Origin of the sequence: Streptomyces sp. NPDC087215 (genome assembly GCF_044744885.1) — a bacterium.
Taxonomy (GTDB): domain Bacteria; phylum Actinomycetota; class Actinomycetes; order Streptomycetales; family Streptomycetaceae; genus Streptomyces.
In genome coordinates, this window is sequence record NZ_JBIUZD010000012.1 from 75,234 (window position 1) to 96,977 (window position 21,744).

Below are 21,744 nucleotides of genomic sequence, written 5' to 3' on the forward strand. Positions count from 1 at the left end.
GTGTCGGTCCACCCCGGGCGGGCGGACCACCTCACCGTGGCGGGTACGCCCTCCCGGGCCCGTGCGGTGTCTCCCCCCGCTGCCGCCTCCGCGGCGAGTCCGCTCCGCGACACCGTCGTGCCGTCCCGCATGTGGCCCCCTCCCGTCGTTCCTGCGCACCGCCCGCCGCCCCCTCTCCGCGGTACCGGAGGCGATCGCCTCCACCGGTATCAGCGATCACGGCGGCCCAAACGTGCACAGGAAAATCAAAGAAAATAACAGAAAGTAATCGATCAGGATCGGTCTCCATTCGATGGCTATGGGAGACGGGGTGGGGGGTGGGGCGGGGGCGGGTTCACGCATCGGGATCGCGCCAAGTGGCCTGGAACCATTGACCCTTGCAGGGTGTGGAAGGATTTCGGCGCATCGTGGTCTGTTGCGTACGCGCCAAATCTGCGACGGGGGCGACCGGTTCGCGCCGGGCTCCGCACCCTTCTCCGGGGGTGGTGCCACACTCCCCGCGGCGTGCGCAAAGATCCTTCGTGCGGGCCTTCACGCTTTCTCCCCACCACCTTCACACAGCGAATACTTTCGGCCGTGGGGACCGCCGGATTCCGCCTGCCGGGGAAGACGGCGCGCCCTCCCGGTGCCTAGCCTCCCGGACCATGCGATCACTCCTGACCCGACGCCTCGGTCTCACCGTCGTTCTCGCGCTCTGTATGGGCCTCTTCGGCCTGGCCCCGGCCGCGAACGCCGCCGACCCGGCACCCGCGCAGCTGACCTTCTCCACCAGCGCCGCCACCACCACGCCCGGCGGCACCGTGAACCTCTCGATGACGCTCACGAACAACAAGACCTACGACATCTGGTTCGTCTACCAGACCATCGACCCGACCTGGCTGACCACCCAGCGCCCGGACCTCAAGTACGCGTTCACCGGCTGCACCCTCGCCGGCCCCTCGGGCAGCAGCTCCTGCTCCGGCACCGGCCCCGCCAACCTGGGCGCCAACTACGGCGCGACCATCCCGCCCGGCCAGAGCCGCACGGTCACGCTGACCCTCCAGGTCGCCCCCGACTCGGGCTGCAACGGCAACATAGGCTTCTACTCGTACTTCTACGCCGAGTTCAGCGACACCTCCAGCGTCAACGGCGGCCCGGTCTACACCCCGGAGACCCGCGTCCTCTGCGCCTGAGACACCAGGGCCCCGGGCGGACACCGTCTGAAAATCGCCCTTCGGGGCCTCTTTTCTGGACAGGTCCACACCTATGGCGGTGCCACCGGCGGGCCCTCGGCCCGCCGGTGGTCCTCATTCCCGCCAGTCAAGACCCGTAGGCCATCGGAAGGATCACCTCCGGTGCGGCGACAGACCCCCTGAGCGTCCCGGAAGCACCGCCACCGCCCCCGCGAGGACCGGCGAATTCTCGCCACCTTGTGCAGCAACACCACAAAAACCTCACAGATACCTCACCATTTGACGCGACGGATGCGTGGACGACCGGCCTTCGAGGGGGACGCCGGCGTCGCACGAGGGGGTGCGTCCGCTCCACGGAGCCGTACCCACCCCTGCTCCGGGAGGAGAACACCACCGCATGAAGCGGATAGTCAGCACCACCCTGCTCGCCGCCGGCGCGCTCCTGGCGGGACTCGTCCTGCCCACCTCGACCGCCGGGGCGGTCGAGCCGCTGCCCCGGGTCGACCTACGGGTCCTGGTCGTCACCGACGGCGGACCCGCCACCCAGGCCATCGCCGCCGAACTCCAGACGGCGGGAACGCCGTACACCGAGATCGACCTGAACCGCGCCGACCGGCCCGTCATCGACGCCGCCTACCTGGCCGACAGCGTCGGGGGCCGCGCCCGCGCCAAGTTCCAGGCGGTCGTCCTGCCCAACGACAACCCGTTCCCGGCGAACTCGCCCGAGATGGCCGCCCTCGTCGCCTACGAGCAGGCCTACGACATCCCGCAGGTCGACGCGTACACCTACGCCCGGCCCGAGGCCGGACTCCAGTACCCGGTCTACGGCGGCTACTCCGGCAGCCTCGACGGCGTCCAGGCCCAGGTCACCACGGCCGGCCGCGACGGACCCTTCGGCTACCTGGCCGGAGCGGTCCCCTTCGAGGACAACTCACCCACCGTCGGAGAGAGTTACGCCTACCTCTCCACCCCGGTGGCGGGCGCCGACTTCACCCCGTACGTCGAGGCGACGATCCCCGGCACCACCAAGAAGGGCTCGCTGGTCGGCGAGTACCAGCACGACGGACGGCGCGAACTCGTCGTCACCTTCGTCTACAACCGCTACCAGCAGCAGTTCCGCCTGCTGGCCCGCGGCATCGTCGAATGGATGACCGACGGCGTCCACCTGGGCGCCTCCCGCAACTACTTCGCCGTCCACATCGACGACGTCCTCGCCGCCGACGACCGCTGGAACTCCACGCTCAACTGCACCCCCGGCGACGTCGACTGCACCGACCCCAACGCCGTCCCCGACCCCATCCGGATGACCCCCGCCGACGTCGACGCGGCCGTCACCTGGCAGAACGCCCGGGGCTTCACGCTCGACCTCGCCTACAACGCCGCGGGCAGCGTGGACCACCGCGAGGACAACAACGGCGCCGACCCGCTCGCCGACCGACTGGTCACCCAGCGCAACCAGTTCCGCTGGATCAACCACACCTACACCCACGCCTTCCTCGGCTGCGAACAGGACACCTCCGTCGTGCCCTGGCGCTGCGCCACCCTGCCCAACGGCTCCGTGAAGTGGGTGAGCAGGACCGCCGTCTCCGACGAGATCGCCCTCAACCGCGCCTGGGGCCAGACCGCCGGACTGCCCCTGGAGAACGGCGAACTCGTCACCGGAGAGCACTCCGGGCTGCGCGTCCTGCCCCAGCAGCCCACCGACAACCCGAACCTGGGCCTCGCCCTCGGCGACAACGGCATCACCTGGCTGGCCTCGGACAACTCCCGCGACCCCGGCCAGCGGCAGGTCGGCTCCGCGACCACCGTCCCCCGCTACCCCATGAACATCTTCTACAACGCGGGCCGGGCCGCCGAGCAGGTCGACGAGTACAACTGGATCTACACCAGCCGCGCCCAGGGCGGCAGCGGCATCTGCGAGGACAACCCCGCGACCACCACCTGCCTGCCCGCCCCGCTCGACCCGGCCACCGGCTACGCGAACCACATCGTGCCGCTGGAGCGCCAGATCGCCCTCGGCCACGTCCTCGCCAACGACCCGAAGCCGCACTTCATCCACCAGTCGAACCTCGCCGAGGACCGCATCGCCTACCCCGTCCTCGACGGCGTCCTCGACAGCTACCAGGCGCTCTTCGCGACCAGCACCCCGGTGGTCAACCTGCGGATGAAGGACATCGGCGGCGAGCTCAAGCGCCGCACCGCCTGGCAGACCGCCGTCGGCGCCGGACAGATCACCGCCTACCGCATCGGCAGCGCCGTGACCGTCCAGGGCCCGGCCGGACTGGCCGCCCCCGCCACCATGCCCGCGGGAACCCTGCGCGGCGGAACCGCCTTCGGTGAGGCATACGCGGGCACCCGCTCCGGCTGGACCGCCCTCACGGCCACCCCGCTCACCCTCACCCTGTCCGCGCCGCCCGCCCCGGTCACCACGACCGGCGCCCCGGGCCCCGTCCCCGCGCCCGCCCCGGCCGCCCGCGTACCCCAGGGCGTCTCCGCCCGGGTCGCGCCCGGCACCGACGGCTGACCGCACCACCGGCAGCGAAGGTCCCGGACACCTCCTCGACAGGGGCGTCCGGGACCCGTACCACCACCCCACCACCGCCGTGGAGCACACACCCATGCACGTACCCCAGGGCGCCCGGCGCTCCGGCGCCCCGCGCGTCACCCTGCTCACCGAAGGCACCTACCCGCACAGCCACGGCGGCGTCAGCGTCTGGTGCGACCAGCTCGTCACCGGGATGCCCGACATACGCTTCGACGTCATAGCCGTCACCGGCACCGGACGCGAACCGCTCGCGTGGGAGGTGCCGGCCCACGTCACCGACGTCCTGTCCGTCCCCATGTGGGGCCCCGCCCCACCCGGCCGCGCCCCGCGCGGACGCGCCGCGAGACGCCTCACCGACACCTACGAGACCTTCCTCACCGCCCTGCTCGACCCCACCGCCGAAGCCGGTTTCGCCCCCGCCCTGCACGGGCTCGCGCGCGCCGCCGCCGACGGGGTCCTCAGCCCCTTCCTCCGCGGCGACACGGCGATATCCGTCCTCACCTCGGTCTGGCGACGGCCGGGCGTCCCCGCCGCCGAGGCCGGGCCCACCGTCCACGACGCGCTCACCGCGACCTCCCTCCTCGAACACGCCCTGCGCCCCCTGGCCGCACCCGTGCCCACCGACGGCGTCACCCACGCCGTCAGCGGCGGCGTCGCCGTCCTGCCGGGACTCGCCGCCCTCGAACGCCACGGCGTCCCCCTGCTCCTCACCGAGCACGGCGTCTACCTGCGCGAGCGCTACCTCGGCTACCGCACCGCCCCCTACCGCTGGCCCGTCAAGGCCCTGATCCTCGGCTTCTTCCGGCTGCTCGCCGAGGAGACCTACCGCCGGGCCGCCCTCATCACCCCCGGCAACCGCTACAACCGGCTCTGGGAGGAGGAGGGCGGCGCCGACCCCGCCGCCATCCGCACCGTCTACAACGGCGTCGACCCCGCGGCCTTCCCGCCCGCCGGACCCGAACCCGAGGCACTCACCCTCAGTTGGGCCGGACGCGTCGACCCCATCAAGGACCTGGAAACCCTGATCCGCGCCTTCGCGCTGGTCCGCGAACGCCTCCCCGAGACCCGGCTGCGGCTCTTCGGCGGCACCCCGCGCGGCGGCGAGGCCTACCGGGACCGCTGCGAGGCACTCGCCGCCGACCTCGGCCAGGGCGGACACGTCACCTTCGAAGGACGCGTGGACGACATCAGGGACGCCTACGCGGCCGGCAACGTCGTCATGCTCTCCAGCATCAGCGAAGGCTTCCCCTTCACCCTCATCGAAGCCATGTCCTGCGGACGCGCCACCGTCTCCACCGACGTCGGAGGCGTCCGCGAAGCCGTCGGCGACACCGGCCTCGTCGTCCCCCCGCGCGACCCCGACGCCATGGCCGCCGCCGCCCTCCGGCTCCTCGGCGACCCCGCCCGGCGCCGCGCCATGGGCGCCGCCGCCCGCACCCGCGTCGTCGAACAGTTCACCCTCCGGCAGACCATCGACACCTTCCGCGCCATCTACCGCGAACTCGCCCGGGGCCCGGTCCAGGCGCCCGCCCGGATCGTCCTGCCCACCCCGGCGGTCAGCGGCACCGGAAGGTTCGCCGGATGAGCGGCCCCATGTCCCTCGAACCCGGCGGCAGCGAACAGGACACCCTCGCGATCCGCCTGGCGGTGCCCCGGCCCCGCCGCTGGTCCGCCGACCCCGGCGACTCGCCGACCCTCGCGATCCGGATGCCCCGCAACGGCCCCGACGAGGCCGCCGTCAGCGAACTCGCCGCCGAACTGGCCGACCGCATCGGACCCGCCGTCCACCCCTACGAGGTCGCCGCGCTCCTCGAAGCGGACGGCCTCTCCGCCTCCATGATCAAGGAGCGGTACGGGCACCCCACCCTCTTCTCCCTCGCCGCCGCCCTCTACGACCGCGTCCCCCGGACCTTCCCCGAACCGCCCGCGGGCGCCGACCCCTGGCGGCCGGACACCCTGCGCTGCCTGCTGCGCGGAGCCCTCTTCGCCCTCCCCGCGCTCGCCTACCTCCTCACCTCACCGCTCTGGGACGTCACCCGGCACGCCCCCGCGCTCATCGTCGCGGGCACCGTCTCCTGGGCCTGGGGCCAGGCCCTCGGACACCGCGCCCACCTCCGGCTCGTCACCGGCCGCAGAGAAGCCGGACGCTCCCTCGTCGGCGGCGCCGCACTCGGCGCGGCCGTCGCCACCGCACTCGCCGCCCTGCCCGCCGGAGGCGGACCCGTCACCGCCGTCGCGGGCCTCCAGTCGCTCTACCTGGCCGCGGCGGGCGTCCTCCTCGTCCTCGGCCGCGAACGCCTCCTGCTCCTCACCCTCACCCCGCTCGTCCTGGGCGCCGCCGTCCTGCCCTGGTGGGACCCCGGCGCCCTGATCCGGCTCACCCTGCCCCTGCTCGCCGTCCTGGCCACCCTCGCCGCCGCGGCCCGCGTCCTCGCCGACTGCCTCGCCGAACCGGCCGCCGCCGACGCGGGCCCCCGCCCACCGCTGCGCGCCTCCGTGCCCTACGGCCTCTTCGGGCTCGCCGCCGCCGTCCTCACCATGCTGGAAGGACGCAGCGACCCGTACGCGGTCATCGCCCTCACCCTCAGCATGGGCCCCGCCGAATGGCTGCTCTACCGCTACCGCGGCTGGTCCGTCACGGCCCTGCGCCGCGCCACCACACCCGGCGGCTTCCTCCTGCGCTCCTGCGGTGTCCTCGGCCTCTGCCTCACCGGCTACCTGCTCCTCCTCCTGCCGCCCGCCCTGTTCATCGGCACCGGACCCGCCGCCCTGCTCGCCCTCGCGGCCCTGCTCTGGACCGCGCTGCTGCTCCAGGCCTTCGGAGTGGCCTGGCCACCGGCCCTCGTCTGCCTGACCTCCGCCGCCGCGGCGGGCGCCGTCACCTGGGCGGCCGGACCACCCGGCCCCGACGCGCTGCTCCCCGCCGTCTGCGGCGCCGCCGCGCTCTGCCTCGTCGGGGTGACCCTCGCCCTCCTCGGGCGGCCCTCCCCGCACGCCTGACGACCGGCCGGCGCCCACCCGCGCCGCCCGGCCGCACGGCACCCCCATGCCTTCCCCGTCCCACCCGGTCCCCGTGACCGCCCCGAAAGGAACCACACGTGACCTCCGCACCGCTCGCCGCCGTCACCGGAGCCGAAGGCTTCATCGGCTCGCACCTCACGGAGGCGCTCGTCGCCTCCGGCCACCGGGTGCGCGCCATGGCCCAGTACAACTCCTTCTCCTCCTACGGCTGGCTGGAGACCCTCTCGCCCGAGGTGCTCGACCAGGTGGAGATCGTGCTCGGCGACGTCCGCGACCCCGGCTCCGTCCGCGCCCTCCTCGACGGCGCCGACTGCGCCTACCACCTCGCCGCGCTCATCGCGATCCCGTACTCCTACCAGGCGCCCCACAGCTACGTGGACACCAACGTCACCGGCACCCTCAACGTCCTGGAGGCGGTCCGCGCCCTCGGCACCCCCCGGCTCGTCCACACCTCCACCAGCGAGACCTACGGCACCGCGCAGACCGTGCCGATCACCGAGGACCACCCCATCAACACCCAGTCCCCGTACGCCGCTTCGAAGGCGGGCGGCGACCGGCTCGCCGACAGCTACCACGCCAGCTTCGACACCCCCGTGGTCACCCTGCGCCCCTTCAACACCTTCGGGCCCCGCCAGTCCATGCGGGCGGTCATCCCCACCGTCATCGCGCAGGTCGCCGCCGGGGAGCGCACCCTCACCCTCGGGGACCTGCGCCCCACCCGCGACTTCACCTTCGTCGCCGACACCGCGCAGGCGTTCCTCGCCGTCGGCACCGCCCCTGCGGAACGGGTCGTCGGCCGCACCTTCAACGCGGGCACCGGCGGCGAGATCTCCGTCGGCGACCTGGTCGCCCTCATCGGCAAGGTCATGGACGCCCCCCTCGACGTCCGCGAGGACGCCGAACGGCTGCGGCCCGCCGCCTCCGAGGTCATGCGGCTCGTCGCCGACGCCTCCCGGCTCACCGACGCCACCGGCTGGAGCCCCGGCCACACGCTGGAGGAAGGCCTCGCCCGCACCGCCGACTGGTTCACCGACCCCGCCAACCTCTCTCGTTACAAGACCGGCATCTACAACATCTGAATCAGACGTCACGCACCCCGAAGGAGGTCCGCCATGCACGCTGTGATCCTGGCCGGAGGCAAGGGCGTCCGGCTCCGGCCGTACACGACCGCCCTGCCCAAGCCGCTCGTCCCGATCGGCGACGAACACGCCATCCTGGAGATAGTGCTGCGCCAGTTGTCCGGCGCGGGCTTCACCCACTGCACCCTGGCCATCGGCCACCTGGGCGAGATCATCCGCGCCTACGTCGGCGACGGCTCCCAGTGGGGAATGAAGATCGACTACGCCACCGAGGAGAGCCCGCTCGGCACGATGGGCCCCCTGCTCACCTTCAAGGACCGGCTCCCCGAGCACTTCCTCGTGATGAACGGGGACGTCCTCACCGACCTCGACTACGCCGAGGTCCTGCGGCAGCACACCGCCGCGCGGGCCCCGCTCACCATCGCCACCTACGCCCGCAAGGTCCGCATCGACTTCGGCGTCCTCACCACCGACGACAGCCGGGTCGTCGCCTTCACCGAGAAGCCCAGCATCGACTACCGCGTCTCCATGGGCGTCTACGGCGTCTCCCGCGACACCCTGGAGACCTACACCCCGGGACTGCCGCTCGGCTTCGACGAACTCGTCCTCGACCTGCTCGCCGCCGGGACCCCGCCGCACGCCTACGCCTTCGACGGCTACTGGCTCGACATCGGCCGCCCCGACGACTACGACCGGGCCAACGCCGAGTTCACCAGCCGCAAGTCCCTCCTGCTCAAGGGAGCCTGAACCACCATGAGGATCCTCGTCCTCGGCGCCGGGGGATACCTCGGCGGCCATGTCGTCGAGCGGCTCCGCGCCCGCCCCGGCACCCGGGTGCTCCTCGGCGGCCGTTCCCCCGCCGCCGACGTCACCGCCGACCTCGCCACCGTCCGTCCCACCGATCTCGCGCGGGCCCTCGCGGAGGCCGCCCCCGACGCCGTGGTCAACTGCGCGGGCGCCACCGGCGGCGACCCGGTCCAGCTCGCGGAGGTCAACGCCCGGGGCACCGCCGCGCTCTGCGCCGCCCTGCGCGAGGCGGCCCCCGCCGCCCGGCTCGTCCACCTCGGCTCCGCCGCCGAGTACGGCCCCGGGGACCCCGGCCACGCCGTCGCGGAATCCGCGCCCTGCGCCCCGGCCGGACCCTACGGCGCCACCAAACTGGCCGGCACCGTCACCGTGACCACCTCCGGCCTCGACGCGGTCGTGCTCCGCGTCGGCAACCCGGTGGGCGCCGGAGCACCGCCGGAGGGGCTGCCCGGCCGGGTCGCCGCCCTCCTCGCCGGGGCGGCGGCCGACCCGGGCGCCGAACTCCGGCTCGGTGACCTCTCCGCGTACCGGGACTTCGTCGACGCCCGTGACGTCGCACGGGCCGCCGAACTCGCCGCCACCGTCACGGGCCCGCTCCCGCCGGTCCTCAACATCAGCGGCGGGGAGGCCCGTTCCGTACGCGAACTGGTCCACGGGCTCGCCGCCGCGGCCGGATTCCCCGGCCGGATCGTCGAGGCCGACGGCGGCTCCGCCCGCTCCGCGAACGTCTCCTGGCAGTGCTCCGACATCACCGCCGCCCGCCGGAACCTGGCCTGGCGTCCCGTCCACTCCTTCAGCGACTCCCTCACGGAGCTGTGGGCCGCCCGCCGGCCCGGCCGCGCCCCCGAGCGGGTGGCGGCACCGTGAGCCTGCTCGTCCCGCTGTACGTGCACCCGGCCGAGGACCCGGACGCCTGGCGGCGCCTGATCACGGCCGGCGACCGCACCTACGGCGTCGTCATCAACCCGGCGAACGGCCCCGGCGAGGCACCCGACCCCGCCTTCACGGCCGCCGTCGGCGCGCTGCGCACGGCGGGCGCCCGGCTGCTCGGCTACGTCGACACCGACTACGGCGTCCGCACCCCCGCCGAGGTGGCCGCCGACTGGGACCGCCACCGGGCCTGGTACGGCGTGGACGGCTGCTTCCTCGACCGGACGACCGCCCGTCAGGAAGCCCTGGCCGACTGCAAGCGTCTGGTGCGGACCCTGCGCCGGGCCGGGGCCGCCACCGTGGTCCTCAACCCCGGCGTCCACCCGGCACCCGGCTACGCCCGGCTCGCCGACCTGACGGTCACCTTCGAAGGTTCCTGGAGCACCTACGTATCGGGGTTCAGCCGCCCCGCGTGGACGGCGCGACTCCCCGCGGAAAAACTGTGCCACCTGGTCTACGGGGTGCCCCTGCCCCTGGTGCCGCTCGCCGTCAGGACCGCCCGCGAACGCGGGGCGACGGTCTGCGGTCCGGTGACCGGAGAACTCCCCAACCCCTGGGCCGCCCTGACCCCGGCACTGACGGAGACGGACCGGTGAACCACCGGCCCGGGGCGGGGACGGCCACCGTCCTGCTGCTCCTGCTCGCCGTGCTCACCGCCTGCTCCGGCACCGCTCCCCCCGGCGGCACGGCGGGCGCGGACCGCACCGCACCCGCGCGGAGCACCGGTCCCCCCGCCACCCCGGACCGCACGGAACCGCCCGCCGGGACACGGACCCCCGCGCACACGGCCCGCCCGGAACCCACCGGACCGACCCGGACACCCGGCGCCACCGGCACCCCCGCCCGGCGCTGGCAGCCACGACCGGGACTGACCTGGCAGTGGCAGCTCAACGGCAAGATCGACCGGTCGGTCGACGTGGCCGTCTACGACATCGACGCGTTCGAGAACAGCGCCGAGGAGGTGGCGGCGCTGCACCGGGCCGGACGGAAGGTCATCTGCTACGTCAACGTCGGCGCCTGGGAGAACTACCGCCCGGACCGCGACGACTTCCCCGAGTCCGTCCTCGGCGGGCCCAACGGCTGGCACGGGGAGCGGTGGCTCGACATCCGGCGGCTGTCCGTGCTGCGGCCCCTCATGGAACGCCGCTTCGACATGTGCCGGGACAAGGGCTTCGACGCCGTCGAACCCGACCTCGTGGAGGGGTACGCCGCCGACACCGGCTTCCCCCTGACGGCACGCGACCAGCTCCGGTACAACCGCATGATCGCCGAGATCGCGCACGCCCGGGGCCTGGCCGTCGGACTCAAGAACGACCTGGCCCAGATCCCGCAGCTCATCGACCACTTCGACTTCGCGGTCAACGAGGAGTGCGCGCAGTTCGACGAGTGCGCGCTGCTGGCCCCCTTCGTCGCCGCGGGCAAGGCGGTCTTCCACGTGGAGTACGAGGAACCCGCGCACGCGTTCTGCCCGGAGTCACGGAAACTGCGGCTCTCCTCGATGCGCAAGCGCCTCCCGCTCGACGCGTGGCGCGACCCCTGCTGAAGCGGAGGGGACCGGGGCGGACGGGAAGGACCCGGCCGTGAGGAAGGGCCCGGCGCCACCACCCACATGGTGACGCCGGGCCCGGTAGGGGGCTCAGCCGAGGCGGACCGGCGTCACTCGCCGAGCCACGCGTCGTGGATCGTCACCGTCGGCACGTTGCCCTGCTTGTCCGTGACCTCGGCGGAGGGGGAGACACCGCTGTCCTCGGCCGGGCTCCGCACGACGACCGGACCACCGCGCGACTCGACCGGCTTCCAGGTCTTCCCGCCGTCGTGGCCGAGGAGTACCGGACGGAGCCCACGTGCCCCTGGCGGTGCATGGGGTCGCCCGCCGTCGGTCAGCGCGGTATGTGAGGTCGGCGGGAGGGCCATCAACGCGGATCGGGGCACGGACGCCCAGGTCATAGGGTTTCCGGCCGCCGCGTGGCCGTGCGGTGCGATGGGACGGCGACGGGTGGGTGACCGGACGACGCCACCGGTGCGATGCCTGTGCGACGGCGGCGCGGGCGCGGCGCTCAGGACCGCGCTCCCGGGCGGGTCCCAGGGCGTTGTCGGGGTCCGGGCCGGACAAGTCGGAGGTCCGTGAGCCGACTTGGCTGTAATGCGTCCCGGAAACACGATGCGGCACCGTCCGTCACGGGGCGGGGATTCCGGACGGATTCTCAGGGGACGAAACCGGGGTGTCCCCCACGGCAATTCACCGGGTTCCGGCCCAGCGGACGCGAAAGGGGTATTCCGCCGCCTCCCGGAGAACCGCACGACGAGGCGGCGAGGCCCCTTCCTTCGTGCCCCTGTCCCTGAATGGCTTCCGTCATCACCCTCTCCCGTCTCGTCGGGCCCCTGATCGCACGGGAGTTGCGGAGGAAAGGGCATCGGGGCCTTACGGGGTCCCGGTCGGCGCGCTTTCTCCCCCACCCGCCATGCGGCCTGCCTGCGGCTCCGCGCACGGAGGGTCCGCCGGAGTCCGCCCGCCCCCGTGGAGCGGGCGGTTTTGAGTCAGGCGGCCGAAGTGGAGTCAAACACTCGTGGAATTCGGCTAGTTGACGCCAAGTCAGTGGGCGGGGCGATCGTGCGGGGTAAATGCCTGAATGTCCCGCCGCCTGGATTTCGAGGAACCTGATGGTGTATAAGCAGGACGATCTCCCTGTCGAACGAAAGAGCGACCATGTCAGCCACGGAAGGACCCCCGGTCCCGGAAAGGCCCGGAACGACCGGGACCGTCCCGGAATTCCGGAAGCGCGCCCGCCGTCCCGCGACAACGGCCGCCGTCGTCGGCCCGCCCGGCCCGCGGGACGGCCGCCGCGCCGGTCGCGGCGCCACCGGCGCGGGCCGCCACGCCCGGAGCTCCACCACCGAGGGCGCCCCCGGAGAAGGCGCCCGCGCGCACACCGACACCTCCACCCGTACCGAACCACGAGGAAACCTGTGACCCCGAAGCCCCTCCGCAGGACCGCCCGCGCCGCCACCGTCGCCGCCATCGCCACGGTCGTCCTGACCACCACCGGTCTCGCCGCGCCCGCCGCCACCTCCGCGCCCGCCCCCGCGCCCACCGCCGCCGCGGGCGAGGGACTGCGCAGCATCGCCCTCGACGGCACGGACCCGGCGCACCGGGCCCTCACCGCCCGCCGCACCGCGCCCTTCAGCATGATCGGACTCACCTGGGCCGACCCCCGCGCCGAGCTGGGCGGCACCGCCCAGGTCCGCACCCGTGACCACGCCACCGGCGTCTGGTCCGGCTGGCGCACCCTCGACCTGGACGTCCGGACCCCGGAGACCGCCCGCGACGCCGGGGCCAGGGCGGGCACCCAGCCGCTCTGGACCGGCCCCGCCGACGGCGTGCAGGTCCGGGTCACCGGAGAGAAGAAGCTGCCCGAGGGCCTGCGCGTGGAACTCGTCGACCCGACCGCGACCGCCGCCCCCGTCCGCACCGCGACCAGGGCCGTGGCGCCCTCGGAGGCGCGCACCGCCCCGGCGGCCTCGACGACGACCGCCGCCCAGCCCGCCATCACCCCGAGGTCCGGCTGGGGCGCCGACGAGTCCCTGGTCCTGAACCCGCCGACGTACACCGCCCAGACCAAGGCCGTGTTCGTCCACCACACCGCCGGGAGCAACGACTACACCTGCGACCAGTCGGCCGCCGTCATCCGCGGCATCTTCCTCTACCACGTGCAGGGACAGGGCTGGAACGACATCGGCTACCAGTTCCTCGTGGACAAGTGCGGCACCGTCTTCGAGGGCCGCGCGGGCGGCATCGACAAGCCGGTCCTCGGCGCCCAGACCTACGGCTTCAACACCGACACCACCGGCATCGCCGTCCTCGGCAACTACAACGACGCCGTCGCCACCCCGCCGCTGCTCGACGCCATCGCGGGCGTGGCCGCCTGGAAGCTCGGTCTGTACGGCTACGACCCGGCGAGCACCGTCGACCTCGTGGCGGCGGCCGACAACGGCCTGTACAAGAAGGGCCAGGTCGTCGCCATGCAGCGGATCTCCGGACACCGTGACGGCTTCCCGACGGAGTGCCCCGGCGCGAACCTGTACGCGGACCTGCCGCTGATCCGCCAGCTCGCGGTGAGCCCGACTCCGGCTCCGGTCCCGGCGGGCCAGACCGGCTGACGGACCGCCGACGACGGGGCGGAACCCGGGCCCGTCCCGTCGTCACGTCCCGCCGTCCGGGCCCGCACGCCGGTCGCGGCCGGTCCCGGCCCTCATCTCCCCGGCCTCACCCGTCGAAGGAGCCGTGCCGTCCCCGCCCCGAGGCGAAGCGCGCGGCACCGGCCCGTGTCTCCCCGGCCGACAGGGACACCATGCCGTGCCGAAGCTCGGCCGCCAGCGCCTCCGGCTCGGACAGCCCGTACTGCTCCCGTACGGACAGCCGGTCGTGCCGCAGGCACACCTGCGGGAACGCCGCGATCTCCCGGGCCAGTTCCTCGGCGGCCTCCCGCGAACGGCCGGGCGGCACGAGCCGGTTGGCGAGTCCGATCGCGTACGCCTCGGACGCCGCTACCGGACGGCCGGTGAGGACGAGGTCCATGGCGCGGCTCTCCCCGATCAGTCTGGGCAGCCGTACCGTGCCGCCGTCGATCAGCGGCACCCCCCAGCGGCGGCAGAACACCCCGAGGACGGCGTCCTCCTCCACCACCCGGAGGTCGCACCAGAGCGCCAGCTCAAGACCACCGGCCACCGCGTGCCCCGCGACGGCCGCGACGACCGGCTTCGACAGGGACAACCGGGTCGGCCCCATCGGACCGTCCCCGTCCGGCGCCACCCGGTTCTCCCGCCCGGTGCCGATCGCCTTCAGATCGGCCCCCGCGCAGAAGGTCCCGCCCTCACCCCACAGCACGGCGACCGAAGCACCCGGATCGGCCTCGAACTCCCGGAAGGCATCGGCGAGTCGCCGGGCGGTGGGCCCGTCGACGGCGTTGCGGGCGGCGGGCCGCGACAGGATCACGGTGGTCACTGGCCCGTCCCGCTCGACCCGGACGGAGGGAGACACGGAGTCGTCGGTCATGGACGCATTCTGCCGGGCCGGTGCCGACCGGACCAGATCCCGCCCCCCGACCCTGCCGCCCACCGCACGGCCGCCCCCCCCGACCCGGTCCCCGCCCTGACCCGCCCCGGCCTCTCCCGGCCCGGCGCGGGAGATCAGAGCATGAGCAGCAGACGCGTGTTCGTCACCAGCTTCCGGTTCACACTGGTGCTCTGGACGAAGATCGTGAAGTCGTCGTTCTGGTCGGGCTTGACGCGGGCCTCCGCGTCGGGCAGACCGAGCAGCGCACGCGCCTCCGGACCCGAGTACACCCGGTCCGTCTTCTTCTCCAGGACCGCGATCCGCTTCCGCGCCTGTATCTTCTCCGCCTTGCTCAGCTGGTAGAACGCGCCCCCGGAGCGGTACGTGTGACCGGACTCGACGACCCACTCCCGGATGGCGACGTCACGGGTCACCGGGATCAGCGCGTACGCCTCCCGCTCGACCGGGGTCAGCCCCGCGGCCTCGATGGTCTTCCTGTTGACCGCGTCCGCGCCGGTGGAGAACACCGCCCGCGACCCCCGGATGCCCTTGGTGCGCCCGATCATGAACTTCTCGGTGGCCTCCTGGATGACCTGACCGGCCTCCTCAAGGCCACGGGTGCTCGTGGCGTCCCAGACCGCGACGTTGTCCTGGGGGAAGCCGCACCGCACGGCCTCCCGCCTGCCCGCCTGGTCCGGCACCAGGACGGCCAGCGTCCAGTTGTCCTCCTGCCGCTCGATCATCGAGGCGACGGCCTGGGGCAGTGCGCCCGGCCGCCCGGACGGGACGTCGGCACAGCGGTGGCTCGCGTTCTCCTGGCCGTCGGTCAGGACGAAGGTGAGGAAGCTGTGGTCACCGTAGAGCTGGGCCGTCCGCGCCAGTTCGTCCTGCGACTTCAGGGTCGCGGCGAGGAGCGCCGTCATGCCGCCGACCCGGTACAGCTCCTTCAGGGACGGCATCCGCAGCACGTCCTTGTCGTAGATGACGCACTCCACCTCGTCCGCGAAGACGTACACCGTGACACGGGTCTCCTGATCCAGCTCCTGGGACCGGCGCGCCAGGTAGGCGATCTGCTGGTCGGCGACCTGGACGACCTTCCGGCTCAGGGCGGACATGGAGGAACTGGCGTCCAGGACGAGCGCGACGTGATTGATGTAGTTCTGGGTTCCGGGCATGGCGGGTCCCCCTCGGTTCCGTCTGGATGATGCTTCCAGCCTGTCACCCGGCACTGACAATCCACCGGGCGCCGAAGCCGGGCCCGGCCCCGGACGGAGGGGCCCGGGGAACCGCTCGCCTCGACCAGCGGCCTTAAACCGCCCAGGAGTTGTGCCCAGAAGAGGACTGTCTGTCCCGTCCCGATGTCGGATACCAATACTGCGGCGCCTGGTGAGGCCCGCCGAAGGCCGGCGGCAGGTCCAGCGCGCCGGGAGGAAGCCCCGTGTTCCGCATCCGTCACGCCGCCGCGATAGCCACCGCCACCGCCGCCGTCTTCGCGCTCTCCACCGGACCCGCGTCCGCCGCGCCCGGCGACACCGTCAACATGTGCGCCAGCGCGCTGACCCCGAGCGGCTGGGTCGACGTCCAGTGGTGGAACAGCAGCGGCTGCGGACCCGGCTTCACGCCCAACAGCAAGCAGATCAAGGACCTGCGCGGCTATCCGGTGGGCACCCAGGTCAACGCCTGCGGCTCCACCTGGCCGCCCGCCGGATGGACCATCGTCAGCACCTACTACTCCAGCTCCTGCCGGTACTCCGCCGTCCCGAGCATCGACCCCAACACCTGGACGCTGAAGCGCACTTCCTGAGCACCGCCCGCCGTCCTCCCGCCCGGACCACCGGGGCGGGAGGACGGCGCGGTCCCCGTCACTCCGGACGACTGAAGCGGCGGGTGGCCCACCACAGCGCGAGCGCGCCACCGGCCAGGAGCAGCCCGGCCTCCAGGAGCAGCGGCGGCTGCCAGCCGCCCCACGCGATGCCGCCGACCGCCTCCTGGCCCGGCACCCGCAGCCCGATGCTCCGGCGCAGCAGGTCCACCCCGTACGCGATCGGGTTGACGGCGGCCAGGGCGTGCGCCCAGCCCGGCATGTTCTCCAGCGGGAAGAACCCGCCGGAGAGGAAGAGCAGCGGCATCATCACCACTCCGAGCAGCGTGTGGAACGTCTCCGGCCTGCGCAGGCCCACGGCCAGGGCCAGGGCGAGCGCGGTGATGGTGAACGAGGCCAGGAGCATCCCGCCGAGGAGCGTCAGCAGCAGGACCGGGTCGTACGGCAGGCCGACCGTGCCGGACAGGGAGAGGAGCACGGCCCCCTGGACGGTCGCCACCAGCGTGCCCCCGAGACAGCTCCCGAGGAGCAGGGTCGAGCGGCTCACCGGAGCCATCAGCAGCTCCCGGAGGTAGCCGCTCTGCCGGTCGGTGATCAGCCTGATGCCGACCATGATGGCCGGGGTCTGCACCGTCATCATCAGAATGCCGGGGAAGAGGTAGGTCTGATAGCCCACGCCCAGCTTCGCGTCGGGGATCAGGGCGGCCATTCCGCCACCGAGGATGAACAGATAGAGCACCGGCTGGAGCAGCATCAGCGCTGTGTGCGCCCGCTGGCAGGCCAGCCGCAGCAGGTCCCGGTGGACCAGGGCGTGGATCGCGCGCAGCTCGTGCCGCAGCCGGGGCAGCCGCTCCCCGGCCGTGGCGTCCGGGGAGCCGGGGGTCTCCAGGATGAGCGTGGTCATCGGCCGCCGCCGTTCTCCGCCGGGGTCCGGCCCGGAGCGGGGGTGAGGGGTGCGCGCCCGGACTGCGCGGCGTGGATGCTGCGGCCGGTGTGGTGGAAGAACACGTCGTCGAGGGTGGGCGGGGTCGCGGAGGCGGCGTGCACCGAGACCCCGTGGGTCTCCAGGGTCGCGCACAGCCGTGGGATCCAGGCGCTGCCGTCCGGCACCCGCAGCCAGACCCCGTCGGCGTCCACGGAGACGGCGCGGTCCGGCGGCACCGCCCGCCGGACGACCCGGCGGGCCCGGGTGTCGTCGCTGGTCCGCAGCACCACCCGGTCGTCCCCGATGGCCGCCTTCAGCGCGTGGGGAGTGCCCTGCGCCACCAGTCGCCCGTGGTCGATGATGGCGATGCGGTCGCAGTTCTCCGCCTCGTCCAGATAGTGGCTGGTGACGAAGAGGGTGCTGCCGTGCTTCTCCCGCAGGGCGCGCAGGTGCTCCCAGATCCGGGCGCGGGCATGAGGGTCGAGACCGGTGGTCGGCTCGTCCAGGAAGAGCACGCTGGGGGAGTGCAGCAGCTGACGGGAGATCTCCAGGCGTCGCCGCATCCCCCCGGAGAGGGTACGGACCGGGGAGCGGCGCCGGTCGCTCAGCTCGGCGGTCTCCAGCACCTCGGCGGTGCGGCGGCGCGCGGTGCGGCGGCGCAGCCCGTAGAGCCGCGCGTGGATGTACAGGTTCTGTTCGGCCGTCAGGTCCGGGTCCAGGGCGCTGTGCTGGAAGAGCATGCCGACCTGCTGCCGCACCCGGTCGGGCTCCGTCAGCACATCGGCGCCCGCCACCGTGGCGTGGCCGCCGGTGGGACGGGCGAGGGCGCACAGGAGCGCGATGGTGGTGGACTTCCCCGCGCCGTTGGGACCGAGGAACGCGAAGGTCTCGCCCTGCCGCACGTCCAGGTCCAGACCGCGTACGGCCAGGGTGGTGGTGCCGTCGGGGCCCGGGTAGCTCTTGACCAGGCCGCGCGCGCTGATGGCGAGGGCGGGCGCCGGAGGGTCGTGGCCGGGCTCCGGACCGGAGACGGCCGTGGTCATGAGGCCCGCTGGGGCGAGATCGTCGTCACCGGCGTGAAGCTGCATGTCGTCTGGTCCTCGTCCTGGGAGACTTCGGCGGCCGCCCCGCCCGTGGTGCGGAGCCGTCGCCGCTGACGGGCGCCCGGGAAACGGCCGTCGGCCGACGGCTGCCCGGGACAGCCGTCGGCCGGATGGTGCTGCCTGAGGATCAGGCGCAGCTGATGCCGATACAGATGGTGTTGAGGAGCGTCAGAAGCCCGACGCACTCACAGGTGCCGCTGAACGCGCCACCGTCGGCCCCGACCGGGTCGGTCTCCGGAAGGGCGTGGAGGGCGGCCAGCAGTTCGAGGTCGTTGTTCTCCATGGTGTGTCTCCTTCTCTGTGATGGGACGGCGGGCGGTGTGCCCGCGCTAGACCGGCTGCTGGACCATCCAGTGCCGGGGGTCTGTGTGGTCGGTCCGCAGGAGGAAGGCCAGGATCCCCGCGGAACCGTCGCTCCAACCGGTCGAGGTCTCCCCGTACTCGTTGGGGAAGACCACGTGACCGTGGCGCCGGGCCCGTTCGGCGACGATGAGCCGGGCCAGCTCCCCGGCCATGGCGCGATAGGCGGGATCGCCCGTCGCCTCGGCCAGGTCGAGCAGGTAGTCGCCGTTGCCCGCGAGCCCGTGGCACTGCGTCAGGGCCGCGCGGGAGGCGCGTTCCGTCACGGCGCCCGCGCCGCGCCGGGCGAGGTCGCCGTACCGGTCGTCCCCGGTGGCCCGCCACAGGCGCACCAGGAAGGTGCCGATGCCCGCCGAGCCGTGGCACCAGTACGGGGCCGTGGGCACGTCCGAGGCCTGGGCGGGCCACTGGGCCGTCTCCCCGACGCGTACGGCGTGGGCCACGAGCAGTTCACCGGCCGCCACCGCGAGGTCCCGGTGTTCGGCGCGCCCCGTCACCTCCGACGCGGCCAGGAGGAACGCGCCGATGCCGGAGCTGCCGTGGGCGAAGCCCAGGTACCGTTTGCCGCGTTCCTCGGAGACCGCTTCGGCGGGCACCGCCCAGCCTGCTCCGGCGTCCTCGTGGAGCGCGGCGGCGACCAGCCGGTCGGCCGCGTCGGAGGCCAGCTCCGCGAAGCGCGGATCACCGGTGCGGTGCCACAGGTGGAGGGCGGCCGTCCCGCTGCCCGCGGCCCCGTGGGTGATGTCGTGGCTGAGCGTGGCCTCCTGCGGTGCCAGGGCCAGGGCCAGGGCGTGGTCCGTCAGCGGCCGGTCGTCGAGGGCCCGCCCGGCCTCGAACAGTGCCCACGCCGTCCCGCGGCCCCCGAAGTGCAGTCCGGGGCGGACGGGTCCGGTGACGGGGGTGCGGTCCGCGATCCAGCGTCCTGCGGTGGCGAGCACCTCGGGCAGCCGGGGGTCCTGGGTGAGTTCGTAGTACCGGGTGAGGACGGCGAGGACACCGGCCGCGCCCTGCTGGACGGTACAGGGGTCGGTCTCCCCGGCCATGGTGGACACCGGCCACAGGTGCCGGTCGTCCGCCGGGGCGAGGGAGTCCACGAGGTGGTCCACGATCCCGGCCACCGTGGTGTGCCGTTCGTCGGTGGCGGTCGCCGTCACGGCGGCCGGGACGCCGCGCCGCGCGGGGTGCGCCCTGCGGAGCGCCTCCCGGGCCGTGGCGGGGTCCCAGCGGGCGGCGGGGTCGTCCCGCATCAGGCCGAGGAACACCTCGGTGAGGCCCTCGGGGAGCCCCGCCGGTGCGGCGCAGGCGGCCAGCCAGTCGGCGAGCCGCTGTTCGGCCGGCCGGTCGGCGGGCTCCTCCTCCAGCAGGTTCGGCACCTTGCCCGCCATGACGAAGCAGGCGGTGGCACCGAGGCTGTAGTAGTCGGCGGTCGGGGAGACGGGTGCGTCCACGAGCCGCTCGGGGGCGCTGAACCCCGGGGTGCCCACCCGGGTCGGCAGCGGATCGTCCTCGGTGAGGACGGCCAGTTCCAGGTCGATGAGGCGGAGTTCGCCGTCGGGACGGACCATCACGTTGCCGGGGGTGAAGTCCCGCAGCACACAGCCGTGGGCATGGGCGGCGGCGACCAGGTCCACGAGCCGCGCGACCAGCTCCAGCGCGTCGGCGCGGTACCGCTCGCTCCCCGTGTCACGGAAGTGCTCGGCGACCCAGTTGCGCAGGGGGACGCCCGGCACCTCCTCCTGGGCCAGGAACAGATGGCCGCCGTGGGTGAACATCGCCAGGGCCTCGGGTGCGAGCCCCGTCCCCTTCAGCTTCTCCAGGGCCCGCGCTTCGGCCCGCAGCCAGTCGCGGACGTCATTGCCCGAGGAGTCGGCCTCCACATGGGGCCGGGTCTCCTTGATCACCACGGGGGCGCTCGTGGTGACGTCGGTGCCCCGGTAGACACCGCCCTTGTTGGTGTGCCGGATCGCCTCCCGTACCGAGAAACGGCCGCCGAGCAGCACCGGGCGGTTCGCCGCCTCCTCCTTGCGGGGCGGTGCGGGCACCGAGGCGGGGAAGGGGGACACCGCCCAGGACGGCGGGGCGTACTGACCCGTGCGCTTGTCCTCGACCGGGTTGCCGTCGGGGTCCTCGATGAACCACACCAGCAGGCCCTCTTCCGAGAGCCGCTGCCGGCCGACGAACGCGCCGTACCGGTAGTGCACCAGACTGTTCACCGCGTACGGCTGGTCCGACAGGATCCGGGGGCCGGTGAGCCCCGCCGTGGCACGGTGCAGTTCCCGGGCGATCCGGGTCGCGTCCTCGTCGGAACGCGGGTACACGGTGATGAACTTGCCCGAGCTTCCGCGCGGGGTGGCACGGGAGTTCAGCGCGCTCACCTGGTCGAGCGACCGGGCGAACTTGAACGTCGACTCCTCCCGCAGCAGCACGTCCAGCGCCTTCGCGAGGACCGCCGGGGCGGAGGCGGCGCTGGCCGACACGTGCAGCTTCCAGCCCTGCGTGCGCTGTGCCCCCGAGGGGTTCGCGACCCGGCACCACATGTCGTCGGTGTCGGTCTTCCAGCGCGCTCCGCTACCGGTCGCGTCCAGCGCCCGATCGAGGAGGCTCTCGAACTCGGCTTCCATTGCGTGGCTCGTCATGCCTGTCCCTCTCAACGGTGAGAACCGCTGGTCGGAACGTTGCCCGAAGGAGGTGGGCATACCAACACACCAGACAGCTTTTCACTTGATGCGGCGAGCGCACAGCGCAGTTCACGCCGGTTCAAGTGCGCCGGGGCGCAATGCGATGCGCCGGAGTGCACGCGGGGTGACGGGCGAAGCAGCGTGGGAGGAAGAGAGAAAGCCCAGGTGACGAGAGGTCACACCGAGGGGAGCGCGCGGCGGAACGGGCCGGGGGAACCGCGCGCCCCTCCCGCCTTTCACAGGCGTCAC

Annotated in this window: 17 protein-coding genes; 11 read left to right on the forward strand and 6 right to left on the reverse strand. The window is 73.3% G+C overall.

Translation table 11 applies throughout. From position 1 onward, the window contains the following. The first annotated feature begins 644 nt into the window (after positions 1-644). The 10 genes from ACIO92_RS26175 to ACIO92_RS26220 all read left to right on the forward strand — a co-directional run bounded on the left by ACIO92_RS26175 (position 645) and on the right by ACIO92_RS26220 (position 13,712). Positions 645-1,172 (forward strand): hypothetical protein, encoded by a 528-nt coding sequence (locus ACIO92_RS26175; RefSeq protein WP_366443344.1) that lies wholly within the window; start codon positions 645-647, stop codon positions 1,170-1,172. A 397-nt stretch (positions 1,173-1,569) separates the two neighbouring features. Beyond that, complete coding sequence (locus ACIO92_RS26180; RefSeq protein WP_366443345.1) at positions 1,570-3,696, forward strand: hypothetical protein; 2,127 nt, start codon at positions 1,570-1,572, stop codon at positions 3,694-3,696. Positions 3,697-3,790: 94 nt separating this feature from the next. Further along, positions 3,791-5,302 (forward strand): GT4 family glycosyltransferase PelF, encoded by a 1,512-nt coding sequence (gene pelF / locus ACIO92_RS26185; RefSeq protein WP_401239437.1) that lies wholly within the window; start codon positions 3,791-3,793, stop codon positions 5,300-5,302. Further along, positions 5,299-6,717: a hypothetical protein gene (locus tag ACIO92_RS26190; protein WP_402283099.1), complete on the forward strand. Its 1,419-nt coding sequence runs from the start codon at positions 5,299-5,301 to the stop codon at positions 6,715-6,717. The genes pelF and ACIO92_RS26190 overlap by 4 nt, the downstream gene beginning before the upstream one ends. 98 nt (positions 6,718-6,815) lie before the next feature. Beyond that, positions 6,816-7,817, forward strand: coding sequence for a GDP-mannose 4,6-dehydratase (locus ACIO92_RS26195; RefSeq protein WP_366443348.1), 1,002 nt, complete (start codon positions 6,816-6,818; stop codon positions 7,815-7,817). Positions 7,818-7,850: 33 nt separating this feature from the next. Then, positions 7,851-8,564, forward strand: coding sequence for a sugar phosphate nucleotidyltransferase (locus tag ACIO92_RS26200; RefSeq protein WP_366443350.1), 714 nt, complete (start codon positions 7,851-7,853; stop codon positions 8,562-8,564). 6 nt (positions 8,565-8,570) lie between these two features. Further along, entirely contained in the window at positions 8,571-9,491 is a 921-nt protein-coding gene (locus tag ACIO92_RS26205) for an NAD(P)-dependent oxidoreductase (protein WP_366443352.1), read from the forward strand. Further along, the gene (locus ACIO92_RS26210) at positions 9,488-10,150 is read left to right on the forward strand and encodes a spherulation-specific family 4 protein (protein WP_402283096.1); all 663 of its coding nucleotides are present in this window, start codon (positions 9,488-9,490) and stop codon (positions 10,148-10,150) included. Before ACIO92_RS26205 ends, ACIO92_RS26210 begins: the two co-directional genes overlap by 4 nt. Beyond that, positions 10,147-11,097, forward strand: a complete 951-nt coding sequence (locus ACIO92_RS26215; RefSeq protein ID WP_366443354.1) for an endo alpha-1,4 polygalactosaminidase — start codon at positions 10,147-10,149, stop codon at positions 11,095-11,097. The genes ACIO92_RS26210 and ACIO92_RS26215 overlap by 4 nt, the downstream gene beginning before the upstream one ends. 1,424 nt (positions 11,098-12,521) lie before the next feature. After that, positions 12,522-13,712, forward strand: coding sequence for a peptidoglycan recognition protein (locus ACIO92_RS26220; RefSeq protein ID WP_402283094.1), 1,191 nt, complete (start codon positions 12,522-12,524; stop codon positions 13,710-13,712). Between the two features lie 106 nt (positions 13,713-13,818). Here the strand turns inward: ACIO92_RS26220 and ACIO92_RS26225 are convergent, their stop codons facing one another. After that, complete coding sequence (locus ACIO92_RS26225; protein WP_402283092.1) at positions 13,819-14,607, reverse strand: crotonase/enoyl-CoA hydratase family protein; 789 nt, start codon at positions 14,605-14,607, stop codon at positions 13,819-13,821. Between the two features lie 134 nt (positions 14,608-14,741). Beyond that, the gene (locus ACIO92_RS26230) at positions 14,742-15,782 is read right to left on the reverse strand and encodes a vWA domain-containing protein (RefSeq protein ID WP_366443358.1); all 1,041 of its coding nucleotides are present in this window, start codon (positions 15,780-15,782) and stop codon (positions 14,742-14,744) included. 263 nt (positions 15,783-16,045) lie between these two features. Here ACIO92_RS26230 and ACIO92_RS26235 point away from each other — a divergent pair, with 263 nt between their 5' ends. Then, positions 16,046-16,411, forward strand: coding sequence for a hypothetical protein (locus tag ACIO92_RS26235; RefSeq protein WP_366443360.1), 366 nt, complete (start codon positions 16,046-16,048; stop codon positions 16,409-16,411). 58 nt (positions 16,412-16,469) lie between these two features. Here ACIO92_RS26235 and ACIO92_RS26240 read toward each other — a convergent pair whose 3' ends face one another. From ACIO92_RS26240 to lanL, 4 genes are all read right to left on the reverse strand, one after another. After that, the gene (locus ACIO92_RS26240; RefSeq protein WP_366443361.1) at positions 16,470-17,333 is read right to left on the reverse strand and encodes an ABC transporter permease; all 864 of its coding nucleotides are present in this window, start codon (positions 17,331-17,333) and stop codon (positions 16,470-16,472) included. Continuing rightward, positions 17,330-18,442, reverse strand: coding sequence for an ATP-binding cassette domain-containing protein (locus ACIO92_RS26245; RefSeq protein WP_402283089.1), 1,113 nt, complete (start codon positions 18,440-18,442; stop codon positions 17,330-17,332). The genes ACIO92_RS26240 and ACIO92_RS26245 overlap by 4 nt, the downstream gene beginning before the upstream one ends. 142 nt (positions 18,443-18,584) lie before the next feature. After that, positions 18,585-18,740 (reverse strand): VenA family class IV lanthipeptide, encoded by a 156-nt coding sequence (locus ACIO92_RS26250; protein WP_366443363.1) that lies wholly within the window; start codon positions 18,738-18,740, stop codon positions 18,585-18,587. 46 nt (positions 18,741-18,786) lie between these two features. Beyond that, on the reverse strand, positions 18,787-21,453 hold the full coding sequence (lanL, locus tag ACIO92_RS26255) for a class IV lanthionine synthetase LanL (RefSeq protein ID WP_402283087.1): 2,667 nt from the start codon (positions 21,451-21,453) through the stop codon (positions 18,787-18,789). Between the last annotated feature and the right edge of the window lie 291 nt (positions 21,454-21,744).